Source organism: Leptolyngbya sp. ST-U4, assembly GCF_039962215.1.
In the GTDB taxonomy this organism is placed as follows: Bacteria; Cyanobacteriota; Cyanobacteriia; order Elainellales; family Elainellaceae; genus Leptolyngbya_A.
Map to the genome: position 1 here is coordinate 1 of NZ_JAMPKZ010000017.1, position 18,928 is coordinate 18,928.

General features: G+C 51.8%; 12 protein-coding genes and 1 pseudogene. 7 read left to right on the forward strand and 6 right to left on the reverse strand.

Features of this window, described 5'->3' with window-relative positions; all coding sequences use genetic code 11:
* The 3 genes and pseudogenes from NDA02_RS19975 to NDA02_RS19985 all read left to right on the forward strand — a co-directional run.
* Positions 1-195: pseudogene (locus tag NDA02_RS19975) on the forward strand (photosystem II q(b) protein); the annotation flags it as partial.
* Positions 196-441: 246 nt separating this feature from the next.
* Complete coding sequence (smc, locus tag NDA02_RS19980; protein ID WP_190790750.1) at positions 442-4,173, forward strand: chromosome segregation protein SMC; 3,732 nt, start codon at positions 442-444, stop codon at positions 4,171-4,173.
* A gap of 171 nt (positions 4,174-4,344) precedes the next feature.
* Positions 4,345-5,325 (forward strand): PRC-barrel domain-containing protein, encoded by a 981-nt coding sequence (locus tag NDA02_RS19985; RefSeq protein ID WP_190790749.1) that lies wholly within the window; start codon positions 4,345-4,347, stop codon positions 5,323-5,325.
* 184 nt (positions 5,326-5,509) lie between these two features.
* On the opposite strand, the gene kaiC is transcribed toward NDA02_RS19985, so the two are convergent.
* The 3 genes from kaiC to NDA02_RS20000 all read right to left on the reverse strand — a co-directional run bounded on the left by kaiC (position 5,510) and on the right by NDA02_RS20000 (position 8,861).
* Complete coding sequence (gene kaiC / locus NDA02_RS19990) at positions 5,510-7,090, reverse strand: circadian clock protein KaiC (RefSeq protein WP_348248053.1); 1,581 nt, start codon at positions 7,088-7,090, stop codon at positions 5,510-5,512.
* A gap of 367 nt (positions 7,091-7,457) precedes the next feature.
* Complete coding sequence (gene kaiB, locus NDA02_RS19995) at positions 7,458-7,793, reverse strand: circadian clock protein KaiB (protein WP_190789742.1); 336 nt, start codon at positions 7,791-7,793, stop codon at positions 7,458-7,460.
* Positions 7,794-7,988: 195 nt separating this feature from the next.
* A complete protein-coding gene (locus NDA02_RS20000) occupies positions 7,989-8,861 on the reverse strand; it encodes a circadian clock protein KaiA (RefSeq protein ID WP_190789743.1) in 873 nt (290 codons plus the stop codon).
* A 640-nt stretch (positions 8,862-9,501) separates the two neighbouring features.
* Between NDA02_RS20000 and NDA02_RS20005 the strand changes: the two genes are divergently transcribed.
* Complete coding sequence (locus tag NDA02_RS20005) at positions 9,502-13,071, forward strand: hybrid sensor histidine kinase/response regulator (RefSeq protein WP_190789744.1); 3,570 nt, start codon at positions 9,502-9,504, stop codon at positions 13,069-13,071.
* 142 nt (positions 13,072-13,213) lie between these two features.
* Here NDA02_RS20005 and ftsH4 read toward each other — a convergent pair whose 3' ends face one another.
* Both ftsH4 and NDA02_RS20015 read right to left on the reverse strand, forming a co-directional pair.
* On the reverse strand, positions 13,214-15,115 hold the full coding sequence (gene ftsH4 / locus NDA02_RS20010) for an ATP-dependent zinc metalloprotease FtsH4 (protein WP_190789745.1): 1,902 nt from the start codon (positions 15,113-15,115) through the stop codon (positions 13,214-13,216).
* A 259-nt stretch (positions 15,116-15,374) separates the two neighbouring features.
* Positions 15,375-15,572: a DUF2949 domain-containing protein gene (locus NDA02_RS20015; RefSeq protein WP_190789746.1), complete on the reverse strand. Its 198-nt coding sequence runs from the start codon at positions 15,570-15,572 to the stop codon at positions 15,375-15,377.
* 572 nt (positions 15,573-16,144) lie between these two features.
* Between NDA02_RS20015 and NDA02_RS20020 the strand changes: the two genes are divergently transcribed.
* The 3 genes from NDA02_RS20020 (at position 16,145) to folB (ending at position 18,691) form a co-directional block, all read left to right on the forward strand.
* Positions 16,145-16,807, forward strand: coding sequence for a class I SAM-dependent methyltransferase (locus tag NDA02_RS20020; RefSeq protein ID WP_190794539.1), 663 nt, complete (start codon positions 16,145-16,147; stop codon positions 16,805-16,807).
* Between the two features lie 122 nt (positions 16,808-16,929).
* Positions 16,930-18,234 (forward strand): glutamate-5-semialdehyde dehydrogenase, encoded by a 1,305-nt coding sequence (locus NDA02_RS20025; protein WP_190794538.1) that lies wholly within the window; start codon positions 16,930-16,932, stop codon positions 18,232-18,234.
* Positions 18,235-18,331: 97 nt separating this feature from the next.
* Positions 18,332-18,691, forward strand: coding sequence for a dihydroneopterin aldolase (gene folB, locus NDA02_RS20030; RefSeq protein ID WP_190794537.1), 360 nt, complete (start codon positions 18,332-18,334; stop codon positions 18,689-18,691).
* A 79-nt stretch (positions 18,692-18,770) separates the two neighbouring features.
* On the opposite strand, the gene NDA02_RS20035 is transcribed toward folB, so the two are convergent.
* Positions 18,771-18,908, reverse strand: a complete 138-nt coding sequence (locus NDA02_RS20035; protein ID WP_348255696.1) for a hypothetical protein — start codon at positions 18,906-18,908, stop codon at positions 18,771-18,773.
* Between the last annotated feature and the right edge of the window lie 20 nt (positions 18,909-18,928).

Here is an 18,928-nt window from a genome sequence, read left to right on the forward strand (position 1 = left end):
CTGAACGGCTTCAACTTCAACCAGAGCATTCTGGATTCGCAGGGACGGGTGGTGAACACCTGGGCGGATGTGTTGAACCGGGCGAACCTGGGCATGGAAGTGATGCACGAGCGTAATGCTCACAACTTCCCGCTTGACCTGGCTGCGGGTGAGGCTGCTCCTGTTGCAGTCACCGCTCCCGCTATCCACGGTTAAGCTCTCGCTGCTTAGCAATCAAGGCACTCTCCTCAAGGAGGGTGTCTTTTTGCATTTGATTTTTACATTTGAGGAAAGACTTTCAGTGACGATCGCCTAAATCCTATAACTTATCCAGAATTCTTTTATTTTTTCGGTGCAGATTCTGAATTTGCCGCTATGATTCCCTCTTAGTTTGCATTGTTCTGTTGCGAATTTCGCCCAGAGCGATTAGTATATCCGTACTTAACCTTCTGACTTTACGACGTGTATATCAAGCGCGTTGAGTTATCCCACTTCAAGTCCTTTGGCGGCACAACAGGAGTTCCCCTGCTGCCGGGGTTTACCGTGATTTCGGGTCCAAATGGCTCTGGGAAATCAAATATTCTAGATGCCCTGCTGTTTGCGCTCGGTTTATCTAGCTCTAAGGGAATGCGGGCAGAGCGACTGCCCGATCTGGTGAACCAGAGCCAGATGGGACGCGGTAGGTCGATGGTTGAGGCAAGTGTAACGGTCACGTTTGCCCTGGATGAGACAGAATGGGAAAGCGACGATCGAGAGGACAACGGTGCAGATGAACCCTCTAGTAGCGATGTTGAAAATCCTTTCACCCAGCCTGATTCCTCCGAAGAGGAAATTGTAGCAACTCATCCCTTCCAAAACGGTCACTCTACAGGTCACTCCACCAACGGTAAAACGTCAGAGCATTACGTTTCCAATGGTCATCTTCGGGAATGGAGCGTTACCCGTAAGCTGCGTGTTACTCAGCAAGGAACCTATACCTCTAGCTATGCAATTAACGGGCTGCCCTGCACCCTAACTGAACTACACGAACAGCTTCACAAGTTCAGAATTTATCCCGAAGGCTACAACGTTGTTCTACAGGGAGACGTTACCAGCATTATCTCGATGAATCCGCGGGAACGGCGGGAAATTATTGATGAGCTGGCGGGGGTTGCTGCCTTCGATCGCAAAATCGTTCAGGCAAAAGACAAGCTGGATGCAGTCAAGGAACGCGAAGAGAAATTTCGAATTGTAGAACGAGAGCTAATGGCGCAGCGCGATCGGCTCTCCCAGGATCGCATCAAGGCTGAGAAATATCAGCGGCTCAAAGCTGACTTGCAACTCAAGTCCCAATGGGAGGCTGTGTTAGTCTGGCAGGCTCAAGTACGGCAGGCAGGCCATCTTCAGGCACAAATTACCGCAGGCGATCGTACCCAAGCAGAACTCCAAACACAGATTGCAGAGTTCGTACAGCAAATTCAGGTTGCCGTTCATGAACTCGATCGGTTGAATACGCGGGTTAAAGCACTCGGAGAAGACGAGCTTCTGGCACTCCAGGCAACCTTGGCAACTCGTGAGGCAGAGCTAAGACAGCTACAGCGGCAAGAACAAAATCTGCTGGACTCTAGTAAGGAAATTGCTGCAAATCTGGAGCGGACGCAGCGGGAGATTCAGGAGCAGATTGGTGCGCTGGAGCAGGTGACGCAAGAGAAGAACAGGCTTGAAACGCAAGCGCTCGTCTCTTTGCAGTCGGACTATCATCAGGCGCAGCAGTCCCTTGAAGCCAGTCGGGAAGCAGCAAGTGCGATCGCGTCCGCGTCAGAAGCTTGGGTTCAGGAGCAGACCGCTCTCCGACACGGCATTGAAGCAATTCTGCAAACCCTCGAGCCCCAACGCACCGAGCAAGCCCGTCTCCAAGAACGAGTCACCCAGCTTCGCCAGAAAATTGCAGAACAGACAGCGACACTGGGAACGATCGCCGAAGAAATTGCGGCAAAGCAAGCCGAACGAATTGAAGCAGAAAATCAGCTGGCCTACTTTAAACAGCAGGTAGACACCTTTGATCTGTACCATGCTAGGGCAGAACGAGAACTGCAAACCCAGCAGGAAACCCAGGCTCGGCTCCTGAAAGAACAGCGAGACAAGCAGCGACAGCTCGACAAGCTAGAAGCGCAGATTCAGGCAGTTCGCGAAACCCAGGGAACGGGCACCACGCAAATGCTCCTGGAGGCTGGGTTGCCGGGAATTTGCGGCGTAGTCGCACAGCTTGGACGGGTTGATCCGCAGTATCAGCTTGCGTTGGAGATTGCGGCAGGCGGACGATTAGCCCAATTGGTCGTCGAAGATGATGGAGTGGCAGCGGCTGGAATTGCGCTGCTGAAACAAAAGCGAGGCGGACGAGCCACGTTTCTGCCGCTTAACAAAATTAAGCCACCTCAGTTCGATCCGATCTCAGCCTGGAAACGCCCCAATGGGTTTATTGACTACGCCAGCAATTTGATTGAATGCGACGATCGCTACCGAGATGTGTTTGCCTACGTGTTTGGCAGCACTGTTGTCTTTCAAACCCTGGAAGCTGCCCGTCGTCACCTGGGACAGTACCGCATCGTGACGCTGGACGGAGAACTGCTGGAGCCGAGCGGCGCGATGACCGGGGGAAGCCTTCAGTCTCAGCGTGGCTCACTTCACTTTGGCACAGTGGAACCTGCGGAATCGGTGGAAGTGTTGGCACTACGCGATCGGCTGCGTGAAATTGACCGGATTCTCGATCGGTGTCAGCAGGCGATCGACCAAGAAAATCGCCATGTGCGACAGCAGGCTCAGGCATTGCAGGAAGCCCGTCAGCAGCATCGCGAAACCCAGCTTCAGGCAGAGCAACTCCAGCATCAGCTCGCCCATGCCGTCGCGCAGGAAGGACAGTTGCGGACGCAAATCTCTCACTTCACCCAGGAGCTAACGACCGCCCAGGAGCGACTGCACCATCTGGAGCAGAACATTCCTCAGCAGGAAACTGAGCTGAATCAGCAGCGACAAGTCCTGGCAGAGCTAGAGCAATCCCAAACCCACAGCGAATGGCAGCAGATGCAGGCAACCATTCGATCGAAAGAGGCAGCGTTGAGCGATCGTCAGCTGGCTCTCCAGGCAGCAATGCAGCGACTCCAGGAGCTAGAGACCCAGCGACAGCGAATTCAAGAAAAGACCAATCAGCTTCGACAGCGACTGCAGGAATGCCGGACACAACAAGCTTCTCAGCTCAATCAGCGATCGACTCTCAGTAGCCAGCAGTTCTCGCTGCGCGATCAAATTACAGAGGTGCAAACTGCCTTATCAACCCTAGACCAAACCCTTTCCGCCGAAAAGCAAGAGCGCGATCGCGCAGAGCGACAGCTTCGGGAACAGCAAAACCAGCAGCAGCAGCTTGAGTGGCAGGGGCAAAAACTGCACGAAACCCAGCAAAACCGTCGTCAGGAACTCGTCGCGCTTCAGGAACAGATTGAAGCCCAGCGTGCCGAATTGCCCGATCCTTTGCCGGAGATCCCTGAAACGATTGCGGACCTGACTGCCCTGCAACATGAACTGCGCTCGATGCAAAAGCGGCTTCAGGCAATGGAACCTGTCAATATGCTGGCGCTGGAAGAATACGATCGCACCCAGGCGCGGCTGGAAGAGCTGAGTCAAAAGCTGGCAACGCTGGATGAAGAGCGTACCGAACTGCTGCTGCGGATCGAGAACTTTACAACCCTGCGGCAGCGAGCCTTTAAAGAGGCATTTGATGTGGTAAATCAAAACTTTCAGGTCATCTTTGCGGAACTGTCCGACGGGGACGGCTATTTGCAGCTCGACAATCCGCAGGATCCCTTTGCGAGCGGGCTAAATCTGGTCGCGCATCCGAAGGGTAAGCCTGTGCAGCGCTTAGCTTCAATGTCGGGAGGCGAGAAATCGCTCACAGCCCTGAGCTTTATTTTTGCGCTGCAACGCTATCGCCCTTCGCCTTTTTACGCCTTTGATGAAGTTGATATGTTCCTGGATGGAGCAAACGTCGAACGATTATCAAAAATGATTAAGCATCAGGCGCAGCAGGCACAATTTATCGTGGTCAGCCTGCGACGACCGATGATTGAGTCGGCTCAGCGGACGATCGGCGTGACTCAGGCAAGGGGTGCCTACACGCAGGTTTTAGGCATCGACCTACAGGCTCAACCCGCTTCGAGCTAGGTCAACAAAAGTAACCAGCGTCCGCTATAGTGGAATAACTTGTTTGGGGCTAGTCCACAGATTTTGGAGATTGATTCTAATCTTGATTAATATTGATATCTAACGGTATCTTTATTAGATTTATTCAAACTGAACGAATACCAAACGCGGTTTCGGGATTGGGACGCGCAAATGAATTTTGAACAACAGTATTGCCAACGGTCTGACCTGATTGGAACACAGTTGATTACTCGCGATGGCGGGAAACGGCTGGGGGTGGTCAGCCAGCTTTGGGTTGATGTCGATAGCCGGGAAGTGGTGGCGATCGGGATTCGTGAAAGTCTGCTGTCTGGGGTGGTGTCCTCGGTGCAGCAGACGGTGTTGCTAAGCAGTATCAGCCAGATTGGGGATGTGCTGCTGGTGGAAGATGACGATGTGATCGAAGACGATTTCAACACCGAGGCATACAGCAAGCTGATTAATAGCGAAGTCATCACCGAGACAGGAGAGATGCTGGGCAAGGTGCGCGGCTTTAAGTTTGACAAGCGCGATGGTCGCGTTGAGTCGATCGTAATTGCTACCTTTGGGCTACCCCAGATCCCCGATCAGTTGGTTAGCACCTACGAGCTATCAATGGATGAGGTGGTTAGCAGTGGACCCGATCGTCTGATTGTGTTTGAGGGAGCAGAAGAGAAACTCAGTCAGCTCACAGTGGGTCTGCTGGAGCGGATTGGTATTGCCAGACCTGCCTGGGCGAGAGACGAAGACGATGCTTACGTGACGCCCACGGCTGCCGTCAATCAGCTTCCTTCTGGGATTCGTACGCCTGTTGAGCCACTGCAAGTCAGAACGCCTGTCGCTGAAGAAACCTGGGACGAAGACAACTGGAGCGAAGCGCAACCCCGCCGCCAGCTAAAAGAGCTACGCCAACCCGAGCCTGTGTATCTCGAAGAGGAAGATAACTGGGGCGGCAAGCAGCAGCAGTATGCCGAAGTCGAGTATCAAGAGATTCCTGTCGATCGCCCAGAATATCGCCAGATGGAGTACGCGACTCCCGATGAGGATCTGACAAAGGATGCTTGGGCAGATGACGAAAACCCACAGCCTGCTCCTCCGGTGAATCTTCCTGAACGGAGACGAGTTGTGGAATACGAGGAAGAGACGGATTATTAGATTTCGAGGGAATCTCCGATCAAGTCATCGCTCCTGTTGATCCTGTAGGGCGGTTTAAAAACTGCCCTTGCGACTATTTCAACCTGATATTTCAGTCTGATGAATAGGAAGCCCCGGTAATCCAGAGTCTCTATATCTCTATAAATTAATAAATTACAAGATAAAGTAAAAGCGTTTCGCTGCCTTAGCGTTCCGGTGTGCCTTCGTCCGATTTTTCCTGGAAGCTGCGGACGATGCGCGACAGCTCGTTTTTCTCATCTATACTCACTCGGCTGGGCGAGCCGCTAATAATCCGCTCGAAGTTGCGGAAGGAATCCTTGATTTCTGGACCTCGATCGCTAATCACATATTCACGGATGCCTTTATCGTGCCAGGAGCCGCGCATCTTAAAGACGTTGATTGCCCGCGCCATTTCGCCGCGAATCTCGACGTATTGCAGCAGAATGATCGTGTCGGTAATGGTAGAAATATGGGAATCGGTAATTGAGTGCGCTCCCATAAACTGATCAGAGGTGTTGGTGAAGAATCCGGTGATTTCCTCTTGCTTAGCAAATCCCGTTACACCAATCACAAATTGACGGAAGGCATTGTTGCTTACTCCCCGCGCTAGCGCAGAAAGGGAATCGATCGCAATGCGAGAAGGCTTAAACTCGGCGATCTCCGATTTGATGATCTGCAAATGATCTTCGAGTCCAGCAGATTCAGGATAGGCGCAGATAATTTTGAGTAAGCCGCGCTGCTCCAGATCCTCAAAGTCAATGCCCCACGAGTAGGCGTTGCGAGAAAGCTGAGCACGAGATTCTTCGTAGGCAAACAGCAGGGCACGTTCACCAATCCGGCAGGCGTTCTGAAGGAATTTGCTGACCAGCAGCGTTTTTCCGGTTCCCGTTGCCCCGGTTGCCAGAATGATTGAATCTTTGAAAAAGCCGCCACCGCACATTTCGTCCAGTGTTCTGACTCCAGACGAGACGCGCACATTCGACGATCGCTGCGTCAGGCGCATTGCCCCCAGCGGGAAAATATTAATGCCGTCATCGGTAATCGTGAAAGGATATTCCCCTTTCATGTGGGTTGTGCCGCGCAGCTTTAAAATTTCGATCGTTCGTCTGCGTCGTTCACCTTCCAGCACATTTCGCACGATCGCCACATTGTCTGACACAAACTCTTCCACGCCAAAACGAGCAACAGGTCCGTATTCCTCTACCCGTTCAGTCGTCATGATCGTCGTTGCGCCAACCTGCTTCAGGCGGGCAACCAAACGAAAGATTTCCCGACGAACCACGGATGCTGCGTCATACTGTTGGAACACTGAGGTGACTGAGTCGATCGACACCCGCCTTGCATTATATTTGCGGATCGCGTATTGAATTCGCTCGATTAATGCGGAAAGATCAAAATTGCCAATCACGTCCTGCCCTTCGGGATCGGGGGACGCATCGAGAATAAACAGCTTGCCTTCATCGATCAGCTTTTGCAGATCCCAACCAAAGCTAAAAGCGTTTTTGATAATGTCAGCAGGCGACTCTTCAAAGGTGACAAAAATTCCGGGCTGGTCAAAATAAATAATGCCGCTGTAGAGAAACTGGACTGCAAATAGCGTTTTCCCTGTTCCCGATGTGCCGCTCACAAGCGTTGTTCTGCCCGCAGGCAACCCCCCATGACTAATATCATCAAAGCCTTCAATCATGGTACGGATTTTCTGAACCCCTAACAGGGTTTGACCATTTTGACTGCTAAGCTGTCCATCCTGATTAATCTGGGTCATGGGTTAACGTAGCCTTCACCTAAAATCAATTTGTTAAAAGAGACAAGTTTGAAAATATAGCAAATAAATGGAAAAGGGTTTGGTAATGTTCTCCATCGCGTTTGAAAATTTACTGCGCTGTGCCCTTGGTCAGGCAGCATGATTTCCTGCTAGAACTTATGCTTACGCAGCGTGACTTGACTGCTACGGTGTTACTGGTTGCGTGGTTATTTATTGCTTTTAATTACTGATTGCTTGGTGACTGATTGCTTTAAGTTGCTTAAAAGGTGGGATTCTCAGCAGTCGAGATTAAAACAGTTTCATCACAACTCCTTTGTAATATCAGGCCTGTCAGAAAAATTCAGTCATTACTAATTACCCCATCGCCTTATTCCGGTTCCTCGATCGATTCAATTTCGGTTTCTTCCTCCTGAAGCTCATCGTAGAGCAAGTCTAGCCCAATCAAAACTCGCTCTCGATCGGAGAGGTCGCCAATAATTTTCCGCACCGGAGGCGGCAGAATTTTTGCCAGGGTAGGAGTGGCTAGAATCTTATCTTCTTCAGCAAGCTGAGGATTTTTAAGAACATCGATTACTTTAAGTGCGTACACCCCCTGAAACTCTTTTTCCAGGATATTGTTCAGCGTTCTTAACGCTCGTACCGAGTTGGGTGTATTGCCTGCAACATAAAGCTTCAGAATGTAAGTTTTTTTAAGGGGACTCATGGAGCATAGAGAGGGGTGGTTGCCTTAGCTGAATGCTTTAACCAAGCAATCAAGGCGTATTGCGAATGAATTCACCACAAAGATACCATCATACTCAGCCTGTTTTGATTCAGCAATGCAGGCTTTTGTGGGCAGTTTGCCTTCGTCTCTAGCCCTGCTCAAGTTTGCAGGAACCCTTCAAGAACTGTCTCTTGGCTAGGATTCTCTCGGAATTGAGCGGCGATACATTTCACAGAGATGGGCGATCGTGTCAATGAGCGTGAGCCGATAATCCAGCAAAACTTCGTCGCTGCGCCCCTCGATCTTAAGATGCTTGGAAAACTCGTCCATTAAATCCATGTGGATCTCAACGATCTGCGAAACAGGGACATCAGCGAAGAAGGCGACATTCACAAAGTTGTCGATTTGCTCGTTGAGCGACGGCTCATTCAGAAAGTAAATTAGGATAATTTCCCGATATTCTGCCTTGAGCTGCCGAAGCAGGTCATCCCGCTGCTCTAGCGCCATGTGACGCAGAAAGTTTTGGGGATTGCGCTTGTAGTAAACTCCCAGGTAACCCAGTCGCTCTTTAAGTTTTTCGGCGAGACGAAGCTGCTGTTCCATCAGGGATTTGTGGGTTGCGAGAGCCTCGATCGCAGTCGCGGTCACTGGCATACCTGACTCAGCGCTACCCGGAGAAAGCTGAATAAATTTGCTGATTGCCTGGTCGATTGCTAGCCCAAGCTGTCCGAGTTGCTGGACACTGAGCTGTCGCACTGCGGCGTGATAAGTAAACTGGCAATCGCTCAAGGGTCGCTCAGGTTCAGGCTGAATGATGACTGTGGGTAGAAAAATAGCTTCTCGATTGAGCTGGTCGAGCAAGACTTGCAGCGTTGGGTTCGCCTGAAGCAGCAGGCAGTCTACATGATTGGACTGAACAAAATTGAATAGATCTGCTGTATCGGTGAAAGCATTCAAGGCATAGTCAACTATCCCTTGGTCACCAGAAGCAGACTGCTTTAAGGCTTCAGACAGCTTCTGAACAACGGCTGTGGCAGCAAGAATCCCGATCGAGAGAAGTGAACGCAAGGCTAGGCGACCCGTGGAAGACAAATACCTGAGCCATACGACCTGGATCGCAGTCTGGACAACAACCTGAACAACAGAAGAAACCAGAGGGAAAGCCAGAGTCGTTTATTGTTTGTCAGTCAATCAGTTCAAACAAGCTCAAACAAGCAATCCAAGCAAAAATATCAGTCATGCTTAGAATACTTAACATTCATTGTAGTTGAAAAAGCCGTTGGTTCAGTCCTTCTGCCGTCATAATTGAGGTACGCTCTCCAGATGTCCTTCCAGCAGATTAGGAGGTTGCGATCGAGTTCCTGATCCACCCTTCCCTCGTCTACCCTGACTCGATTACCCGATCGGATTGGTTTTGCTCTCACTGTTCGCTTCATTCGTTGAAATGCAGTCAATCTGAGCTTTTCTTCGGCTGATTAAGTTTTGATCACCCCTGTTACCTGTCGCGCTTTTATTCCTACTGTTTCGCTCGATCTTGGCATACGCTGTCGTGTGACGACTTCTACGATCGCCTTTCAAAACCGCTTCCACGCTTTGCTTTTGTTCTGCCTTTTATTTCCGCTGTTCTGCCTTTTATTTCCGCAAGCCTGTTCCTTGAGCTGTCCCATGCGCCACAGCTTGTCTCTTGAACCTTTCCCGGCATGAATTCATGGCTACTGTTCGTCTCAAGAAGTTTTTAGTTTCTGTTCCAGCGATCGCCGTGACGAATTCTGTTGCCCAGGCGTGGGAGATTTTTCGTCAGCGTGGCTGTGAACAAATTGTGGTGCTGGACCAGCAGAGCTATCCGATCGGCGTGCTGCGGCTTTTGCGGCTTTTGCCCTATTTGCCCCCCGGGGTGTCTCCCCAGTTCTCTAAAGCGGGAATTCGATCGGGAATTCGATCAGCCGATCAGCAGCAGGAGACAAACTCGCCCGCACCGACACCTGCACCGACAGAAGCTCAGCAGAGCATTTATCAGCTTTGTCAAACTGCCCTGCAACAGGGACAGATGCTTTTGGAAGATTTAACCCTACTGCCAGCTGATCAGCAAGTCAATCAGCTCCAGCCCCATCTGGGTCAGATTCATCAGCAGCATTGGGGCATGCTGGACGCGAATCACCACTTTGTCGGCTTAGTCGATCGCCTCAGTCTTCTGCAATTTCTCTCGCACCAGACCCCTCCGCTCAGCGTTGAAACGGTTCGCGAGCCAAAGCGTGAGTCAAAAGCCGGCAAAACCCAACAGGCATCAAAAAAGCGTGCCTCTGCAAAAGAGGTGAAGACGGTCGAAGAACAGTGGCAAGCCTCGGGTACAGCGTCGCGTCATTCCTTAGCTGGAAAACCCACAGATGGAAAACCGGCAGCCCAAAAGTCCGTTCCCCTACAACCGTCTGCTGCCCCCGATCCGCTGGTCGAACTGTTAGAACGCTTGCCCATTCCCCTGATGCTGCAAACCGCTGCCGGCCAGGTGATCGCGCAAAATTTGGCATGGCGACAGCAAATCGGCGAACTGCGTGACCCCCATCAGGTGCAGTGCGAGGCAGCCCTGGCTCTAGAATCTGCTGAGCGGCACGCGGTGCTTTCAGTTGAGACCGGATCTGCCACCGCTGAGAAAATGCCTGCCAGCGTTCCTCCACGCCTTGACGCTCCTGCTGTGGAACGACAAAGCAACCGCGACTGGGAAAACTGGAACGCAACCGCTAGCCAAATTTCTCCAGAAGCCGACGCTACAGGTCTTTGCCGGATTGGCACAACGCCCGATGCTTGCGTTTGCCTGTGCCCGATGAAAAACGGTCAGGAGCGGATCTGGCAGTTTATGAAAGTGTCGATGGGAACCACAAGCCAGCCTTCGGCTACGTCGCCGTTTTCCAGCAGGGTAAATGACGCTGTTTCTCACTGGGAATTGGAATCTCAGGCAGATTGGCTGCCCCAGTTTAAACTGGCAACCTTGAGTTTTAATCCTGACCCGAATTGGTATTGCCTGCACCAAACTGAATCCCTTTGGCTGGTGCTGGCACAGGACATCACCGAACAGCAGCAGGTGGCCAAGGAACTCGCCGCCAAAAATGCAGACCTGGTGCAGTTAAACCGCCTGAAGGATGAATTTCTCGCCTGCATTAGCCACGAATTGAAAACACCGCTGACGGCAGTTTTGGGCTTATCCAGTCTGCTTAAGGAGCAGGCACTCGGCGCGTTGAACGATCGCCAGGCACGCTACACCCAGTTAATCCACCAGAGCGGTCGGCATTTGATTCAAATCGTCAACAACATTCTCGACTTGACTCGGATTGAAACCGGACAGCTTGACTTGCTGCCAGAACCCGTGGCGATCGAAGAAGTGTGCCGTCGTGCCTACGAGCAAGCCTGTCAGCTCCAAATGGTTGAGCAACACACCGACTCTGCCTTGCCTCACCATCCCCCGGTGCGCTTTACACTGAACATCCAGCCTGATTTGCACAATTTGATTGCGGACGAGCTGCGGCTACGGCAAATGCTCACCAATCTGCTCACAAACGCGATTAAATTTACCCCGCTGGAGGGGGAACTGGGGCTGCGGGTTGAAACCTGGGAAGGCTGGATCGCGTTTACGATCTGGGACACCGGAATTGGAATTCCAGCGGAGAAGCAGCATCTCATTTTCCAGAAGTTTCAGCAGCTTGAAAGCCCGATGACGCGTCGATTTGAGGGAACGGGGCTGGGCTTAGTCCTGACGCAGCGACTTGCCAGGCTGCATGGTGGCGATGTCACCTTTACTTCTCAGGAAGGTCGCGGCAGTGAGTTCACGCTGCTGTTGCCGCCCAGTCCGCCGCAGGTCATGTCGCATTTTCGATCGCCCGCATTAAACCAGGCGGGGCATCGTAATCGGATAGCGATCGTGATTGAGGCAGACACGCTCGCAGTTGAGGGGTTGACGCACCAGTTGATGGGCTTGGGCTACCGGGCAGCCATTGCCCGATCGGGAACAGAAGCCCTGGAAAAAATCCGGCGGCTCCAGCCGGGCATCATCTTCCTGAATCCAATTTTGCCGCTGCTGTCTGGGTGGGACGTGCTGACACTTCTCAAAACCGACCCCGAAACGCAGCACATTCCCGTCGTCGTCACCACAATGCGGGTGGAAAAAGATTTGGCGTATCAGAATGGAGCCGATGGCTTTTTGAGTTTGCCTGTGCAGGTTACAGCTTTGCAGGCTTGCCTCGATCGGCTGATCAAAAGAACACCCATTGCGATAGAACGATCGCAGTCCAACCTGACGATTCTCTACCTGAATCCAGCGCAGGGGCAACAGCCCACCCATCTCGCCAACCAGCTTCATCAGCAGCAGTGCCGGGTGCTAGAAGTTGAGGATCTGGATCAGGCAGATTTACTGGCACGAGTCTGGAAGCCCGATGTCCTGCTCTTAGACCAGAATATTGCTGATCCGGCAAGCACATTGCATCAGTTGAGCCAGTCTTCCTGTCTGGCAAACTTGCCCTTGGTCACACTAACGGTAAAAGCAACAGAAGCAGCCAATCACATTCCGGCACTGCGAGTGTTCCCCTGTCTATCTGGGGCGTGGGACAGCCCAGAGGAACAGCTTCACTGCCCGCTCCAGGATTTGCTGCAAGTGATCCAGATGGCGGCAGGAATGAACTGGACGCCCCATGTGCTTATTGTTGACTATAGCCAACTTGCAGCCAATCCTGCTGTAGCCCAGAGCAGTTCCCTTGCGGAGACGCTTGCTTTGCAGTTCCCCGAAGGGAGCATCGCTTCTGGTTCTCTCAAGCCGCAGCAGGAGTCAACAGAGGCAATCGGCAGAGCTGAGGTGAACGTGCCAAAATTGCCCCATACCCCCCAGGCGATCGCTCAGTATCTTCAAATGGCAGGACTACAGAGTACCGTCGCTCAATCCTGGGCGGATGTCCTGCATCAGCTTCAGCATCACAGCGTCAATCTACTTTTGTTTTGCGTTTATCCCGGTCATACTCCAGCACAACTGCCTGAGATGGCGAACGAACTCGCCCAAATGCCAGGAAAGCCTCCGATTCTGGTTTGGAACCCGCAACCCATTTCCCTAGGAGGAGAACAACCCGTCCCTGACGCAGCAAGCCTCTTCGCCGAGCAACAGCAGTTCGTCGCGTTCTGGCAATCGTTTGTTTTGCAGTTGTCTAAAGAAGGAATCGCAACCGAAGTCTTGCCGGATGGCATCCCCATTTCTAAACTGCTCGATCGCCTTCAGCAAATTTTGTGTCACCCGATCCAGTGACGAAACTAAACGCATAAAAATAAATACGCAAAATAAATACACAAAAATAAGGGGCAAGAAATGGTTTGTGTACCACTCATCGCCCCTTTAATTCATTCAATTCATTCGGTTAATTCCGAAGGCTTAGCGAAGCCATCAAGAACTAGTGGGCTGCTGCCATCTGATCTGCTTGAGCGACTTCGATCACTTCGGCGTCGATCGACTTCACCTGACTCAGCAGTTGCGTCAACGATTCCCCTTCGATCACTTCGGTTTCAATCAGCTTGATCGCGATCGTTTCCAGCAAATCTCGATTAGTTCTCAAAAGGGTGAGAGCCGTTTCGTGGGCACGATCGACAATGCCTTTCACTTCTTGATCGATCGCCTCTGCGGTTTGGGCACTGACCATCCGACGCGGATTCGTATCACCACCAAGGAAGGTATTCTGCTGTCCTTGCTGATACGCGAGTGGACCCAGAACTTTGCTCATACCGTAGGTTGTCACCATACGCTCTGCCAGATCGGTTGCCCGTTGCAGGTCATTGGAGGCTCCGGTCGTGATGCTGCCAAACACCACTTCTTCTGCCGATCGCCCGCCCAACAGCGTAGTAATTTCGCCCTGAAGCTCAGCTTCGCTCATCAGAAAACGGTCTTCGGTCGGGAGTTGAAGCGTATAGCCCAGAGCTGCCATGCCACGAGGCACGATCGAAATCTTCTCGACTCGACCCGATCCGGGCATCACTGACCCTACCATGGCATGTCCAACTTCGTGGTAGGCAACGATCTTTTTCTCTTTCTCGTTAAGGACGCGACTCTTTTTCTCCAGACCTGCCACAACGCGCTCGATCGCTTCAGCAAAATCTTCTTGAGCCACTGCCTGACGGTTATTTCGGGCTGCCAGCAGTGCAGCTTCATTGACCAGGTTTGCCAAATCTGCTCCGGCGAATCCGGGAGTGCGGGTAGCAATCACCTTCAGATCCACATCGGGACCCAGCTTCACATCCTTAGAGTGAATGTTGAGAATTGCCAATCTTCCCTGTAAGTCGGGGCGATCGACCAAGACCTGACGATCGAAGCGACCAGGGCGCAACAGCGCCGGATCGAGGGTTTCAGGACGGTTGGTGGCTGCCAGTACGATCACGGTCCGGTCGCCTGCGGCAAAGCCATCCATTTCAGTGAGCAACTGGTTCAGGGTTTGCTCGCGCTCGTCGTTGCCGCCGTAAAAGCCGTTGCTGGCACGAGATTTACCGATCGCATCCAGCTCATCAATAAAGATAATGCAGGGAGCCTGCTTTTTCGCCTGTTCAAACAGGTCGCGCACGCGAGAAGACCCAACGCCTACAAACAGTTCCACAAACTCCGAACCCGAAATGCTGAAGAATGGAACTCCTGCTTCTCCGGCAACCGCCTTTGCTAACAGCGTTTTCCCGGTTCCGGGAGGACCAACCAGCAGCACCCCTTTCGGAATCCGTGCGCCGAGCTGGGTGAATCGCTGCGGACTTTTCAGAAAATCAACAATTTCAACCAGCTCAGTTTTAGACTCTTCCACCCCTGCAACATCTGCAAAAGTGACTTTATCCGCTTCGCCTTCGACATAAACCTTGGCACGGCTCTTACCGATCGACAACACACCCTGCTGTCCACCACTGCCGCGACTGATGAAGAACTGCCAGATTGCCACAAAGATCAGCGGTGGAACCACCCAGCTTAGGACACTGCCAATCCAGTTATTTTTGGGCGGAGGTGCAGCCGCAAACTCAACGCCGTTGTCTTCCAGCAGCTTGGGCAATTCCAGGTCGAAAATCGGTGTGGTTTCCAGAACTTGCCCAGCGGTGTCATTATCCGCTTTGAGCTGATAGCGAATTTCGTTTTGCCCGACAGAAACCCGTGTCACCTCCTGATCCTGCACCTGATGAATAAACAGGCTATAGGGCACGCGGGGAACCTGCGAACCGAATAGATTCGGCAAAAAGATGTTTGCCAGCAGGAACAGCCCTGAGACAAGCAGCAAAATATTGCTTATCTGGCGGAAACGGGAGGGCTGAGGTTGATTTTTTATCGCCATTTGTACAGCGTTTCCTTTCTTATAGGTTTAGTGGGCTAAATGAGAATTTTTCTGGCGATCGATCCGGTGCAGCGTACTGCCAATCGCAAAAACACATCCTCAAAAGAATAGCCCTGTCTCAGAATGAGCATCCTGCCCCCAGCGGGGGAAATCATCTCACTCTGAGAAGCATCTTATTCACAATTCTAAATACTTTGTCTTATTTATAAAGGGGCGGAAATCCACACTGCCTCCGTCCAGGCTGCGTCGTTCCGCGTTCTCAAGCTGTTTCCATCCATTCAAAAATGCGATCGAGCTGTTCGGTCGTGATCAGCCCATACTGCCAGAGAATCATCGGCAGCAGATTAACCCCCTGATGAGGTTGCCGCAGCGCAAAGGCAATTGCCTGAGTCGGAACTGCCAGCTCATCTTTCAAAAAATCGATTAGTTTTGCCTGTGCGTTAGACACCTGTGCCATTGCTGATTGCCTTGAAAATATAAGTGTTTGTAACGATTAGTTTAAGTTTTGTAAACTTCTTTCAGAATTTGTTGATGGTAATTATAGCGACAAACTGCAAAATTGAGGTATCTCTCTCAAGAATTGCAAACAAAGCCTTTATTTACTCAGCTTCCAATTCGTAGGGAAGACCGATATCTACCAGAAGGGAGACTTCGACCAGAACAGCTTCTCATTCAGGACGATCGTTCCTGATAGAGTTCCTCAAAGAATTTCCTAAGCAACAAAATTGCGAAAATAAATTTTCTTGAAAGACTATCTTGAATTCGTCCAGCTCAGAAATACCTCAGTAGATTTGTCATTCATTTCGTTTGTCATTTATTTGGTTTGTCGTTTATTTCGCTGTCATTCCATTCGGCGTTTAAGCCCGGTATAACTGCCTACCGCAGGCTGAACCCTGGAAACGTCTTTCGTTTTAGTACAAAATTACTGCTCGCGGCGCATTTTAGAATATAGCAAAATAGGCAAACCGTCAACCGAATTTATTCCTCACCTCGTATCTCACCCCGTCACCCCTCACTTTCCCATCCCCTATGCCTGCCAAATATCTTTCCCTGACCGATCGCCTCTACCACTACCTGCTCAACCACTCTCTTCGCGAACCCGAACTGCTGCAAAAGCTACGTCAGGAAACTGCAAGCCATCCGATGAGTCAAATGCAAATCTCGCCGGAGCAGGGGCAGTTTATGGCGTTTTTAGTGCAGCTGATGGGCGCGAAGAAGGCGTTAGAAATCGGCGTGTTCACCGGATATAGTTCGCTCTCTGTGGCACTAGCACTTCCCGACGACGGCAAACTGATCGCCTGTGATGTCAGCGAAGAATACACCTCGATCGCCCGTCGCTACTGGAAAGCGGCTGGAGTCAGCCATAAAATTGACCTCCACCTTGCCCCCGCCCTAGAAACTCTCGATCGCCTTCTGCAAGAAGGTCAGGCAAACACCTTTGATTTCGCTTTTATCGATGCTGATAAGAGTAGCTATCCTGCCTACTACGATCGCGCCCTTCAGCTCATTCGTCCGGGGGGATTGATTGCGATCGACAATGTTCTCTGGTCTGGACGAGTCGCCGACCCACAGGAGCAGGACAACCGCACTAACCTGATCCGCCGCTTTAATGAACAGCTTCATCAAGACGATCGCATTACACTGAGTCTCTTGCCGATCGCCGATGGTCTAACCCTTGCCCTTAAGCGATAGCCCTCAAGCAATCATCCATTTATTAATGAATCGGCTTCAATCCCGCGCCGAGCCGCGATGTAGAGCAAAATCAGTCAAAATGATAGGATTGGCTACCTGCTCCTTTCACCTGCCGCCCCGCTATGACTTCGACCTTTACCCCAGATCTGACCACACTTGCCCAGCAAACTCGCGACGCTGCCCGCCAACTGGCTGTGCTTTCTTTAGCAAATCGCGATCACGCCATTGAATTGATCGCCCAGGCACTCGAAGCGGCAACCCCAGAAATTCTGGCGGCAAATCAGGCAGACTGTGAAGCGGCTCTGGCGGAAGGGTTAGCCAATGCCCTCTATGGACGGCTCAAGCTGGATGCGCCAAAACTAAAGGCGGCGATCGCAGGAGTGCGCGATGTAGGGCGTTTGCCTGATCCGATCGGGGCAGTCCAGATTCATCGTGAACTGGATACCGAGCTGATTCTGCGGCGAATTGCCTGTCCTCTCGGTGTCGTTGGAGTCATTTTTGAGGCGCGTCCCGATGCGGTCATTCAGATTGCATCGCTGGCGGTGAAGTCGGGCAACGGCGTGATTCTCAAGGGCGGGAAAGAGGCGGTTCGCTCCTGTGAAGCACTGGTCAAGGCGATCCAAACGGGGCTAACCCAGGCCAATATCAATCCTGCTGTTGTGCGGCTACTGACGACTCGCGAAGAAACGCTGGCACTGCTCCGACTTGAATCCTGTGTGGATCTGATCATTCCCAGAGGCTCAAATGCGTTTGTCCGCTTTGTGCAGGAAAATACCCGCATTCCGGTGCTGGGACATGCAGACGGCATCTGTCATCTTTATATCGATCGCGCTGCCAATCTCCAGCAGGCAGTTTCGATCGCACTGGACTCTAAAACCCAGTATCCTTCCGCCTGCAACACGATCGAAACCCTCTTGGTTCACCCATCGATCGCGCCAGAGTTTTTGCCCCTAGCTGCGACTGCCCTGCGTGAAAAAGGCGTGGAGCTTCGCGGAGACGATCGCACTCGTCAAATCATTTCCGCTGAACTTGCCACCGATGCAGACTGGTCAACCGAGTATAGCGATTTGATTCTTTCCATTAAAGTCGTCGATTCCCTTCAGGATGCCGTCGCCCACATCAATACCTACGGCTCTCGCCATACCGAGGCGATCGTCACTGAAGATCAGGCAGCCGCGGCAGAATTTATGGCACAGGTTGATGCGGCAGGCGTATTTCATAACTGCTCGACCCGTTTTGCAGATGGCTTCCGCTATGGCTTTGGCGCAGAGGTCGGCATCAGCACCCAGAAACTCCCCCCACGTGGCCCCGTCGGACTGGAAGGACTGGTGACTTACAAATATCAGCTTGTCGGACAGGGTCAAATCGTGGCCACCTACAGCGGCACAGACGCAAAACCCTTTATCCATCGAGATTTTCCCTGCTAGGATCCACCTTGCTAGGATCTACATTGCTAGAAGGAGCAATACCACAAGTCCCCTCACCTCCTCACCCCTCCACTCCTTACCCACTCGGTCAGCCCCCATGGATCGACTGTACGTTAATAACATTCGCGCCTACGGATACACAGGTGCGCTGGCAGAAGAACAAATTTTAGGACAGTGGTTCTCCGTCGATCTGGTGCTCTGGCTGGATTTGTCCGAAGCGGGGGAGAGCGATCGTCTCTCCGATACTTACAACTATGCTCAAGCCGTTGAAATCGTGCAGCAGATTATCCAAACCTGCAAGTTTGCGCTGATCGAAAAGCTAGCGGAAACGATCGCCCAGTCCATCCTGACTTCTACTTCAATTCAGCAGGTGCAGGTTCGCCTGACGAAGCCGACACCCCCCATTCCCAACTTTAGCGGCTCAATTACCGTGGAACTTACCCGCCCATCTGTATAACTACGATTAGACGATAAACCTTATTGGTTGTGTCGCAAAAAGTTTTTAAGGACAAACAATCTGTATCGTTTGCATTCCCTTAAGCAGCAATTCCAAAGAGCGCTGCCCCTGAAACAGAGAAGCAGTAGACATCGCAGAGAAATCGGGCGTGTCCGAGCTTACCTACCTTACCCTTGACCAGTTTCTGCGACACCACCCGCATTGTCACAACTTGCATTGTCTAGCGTTGCCTTCAGC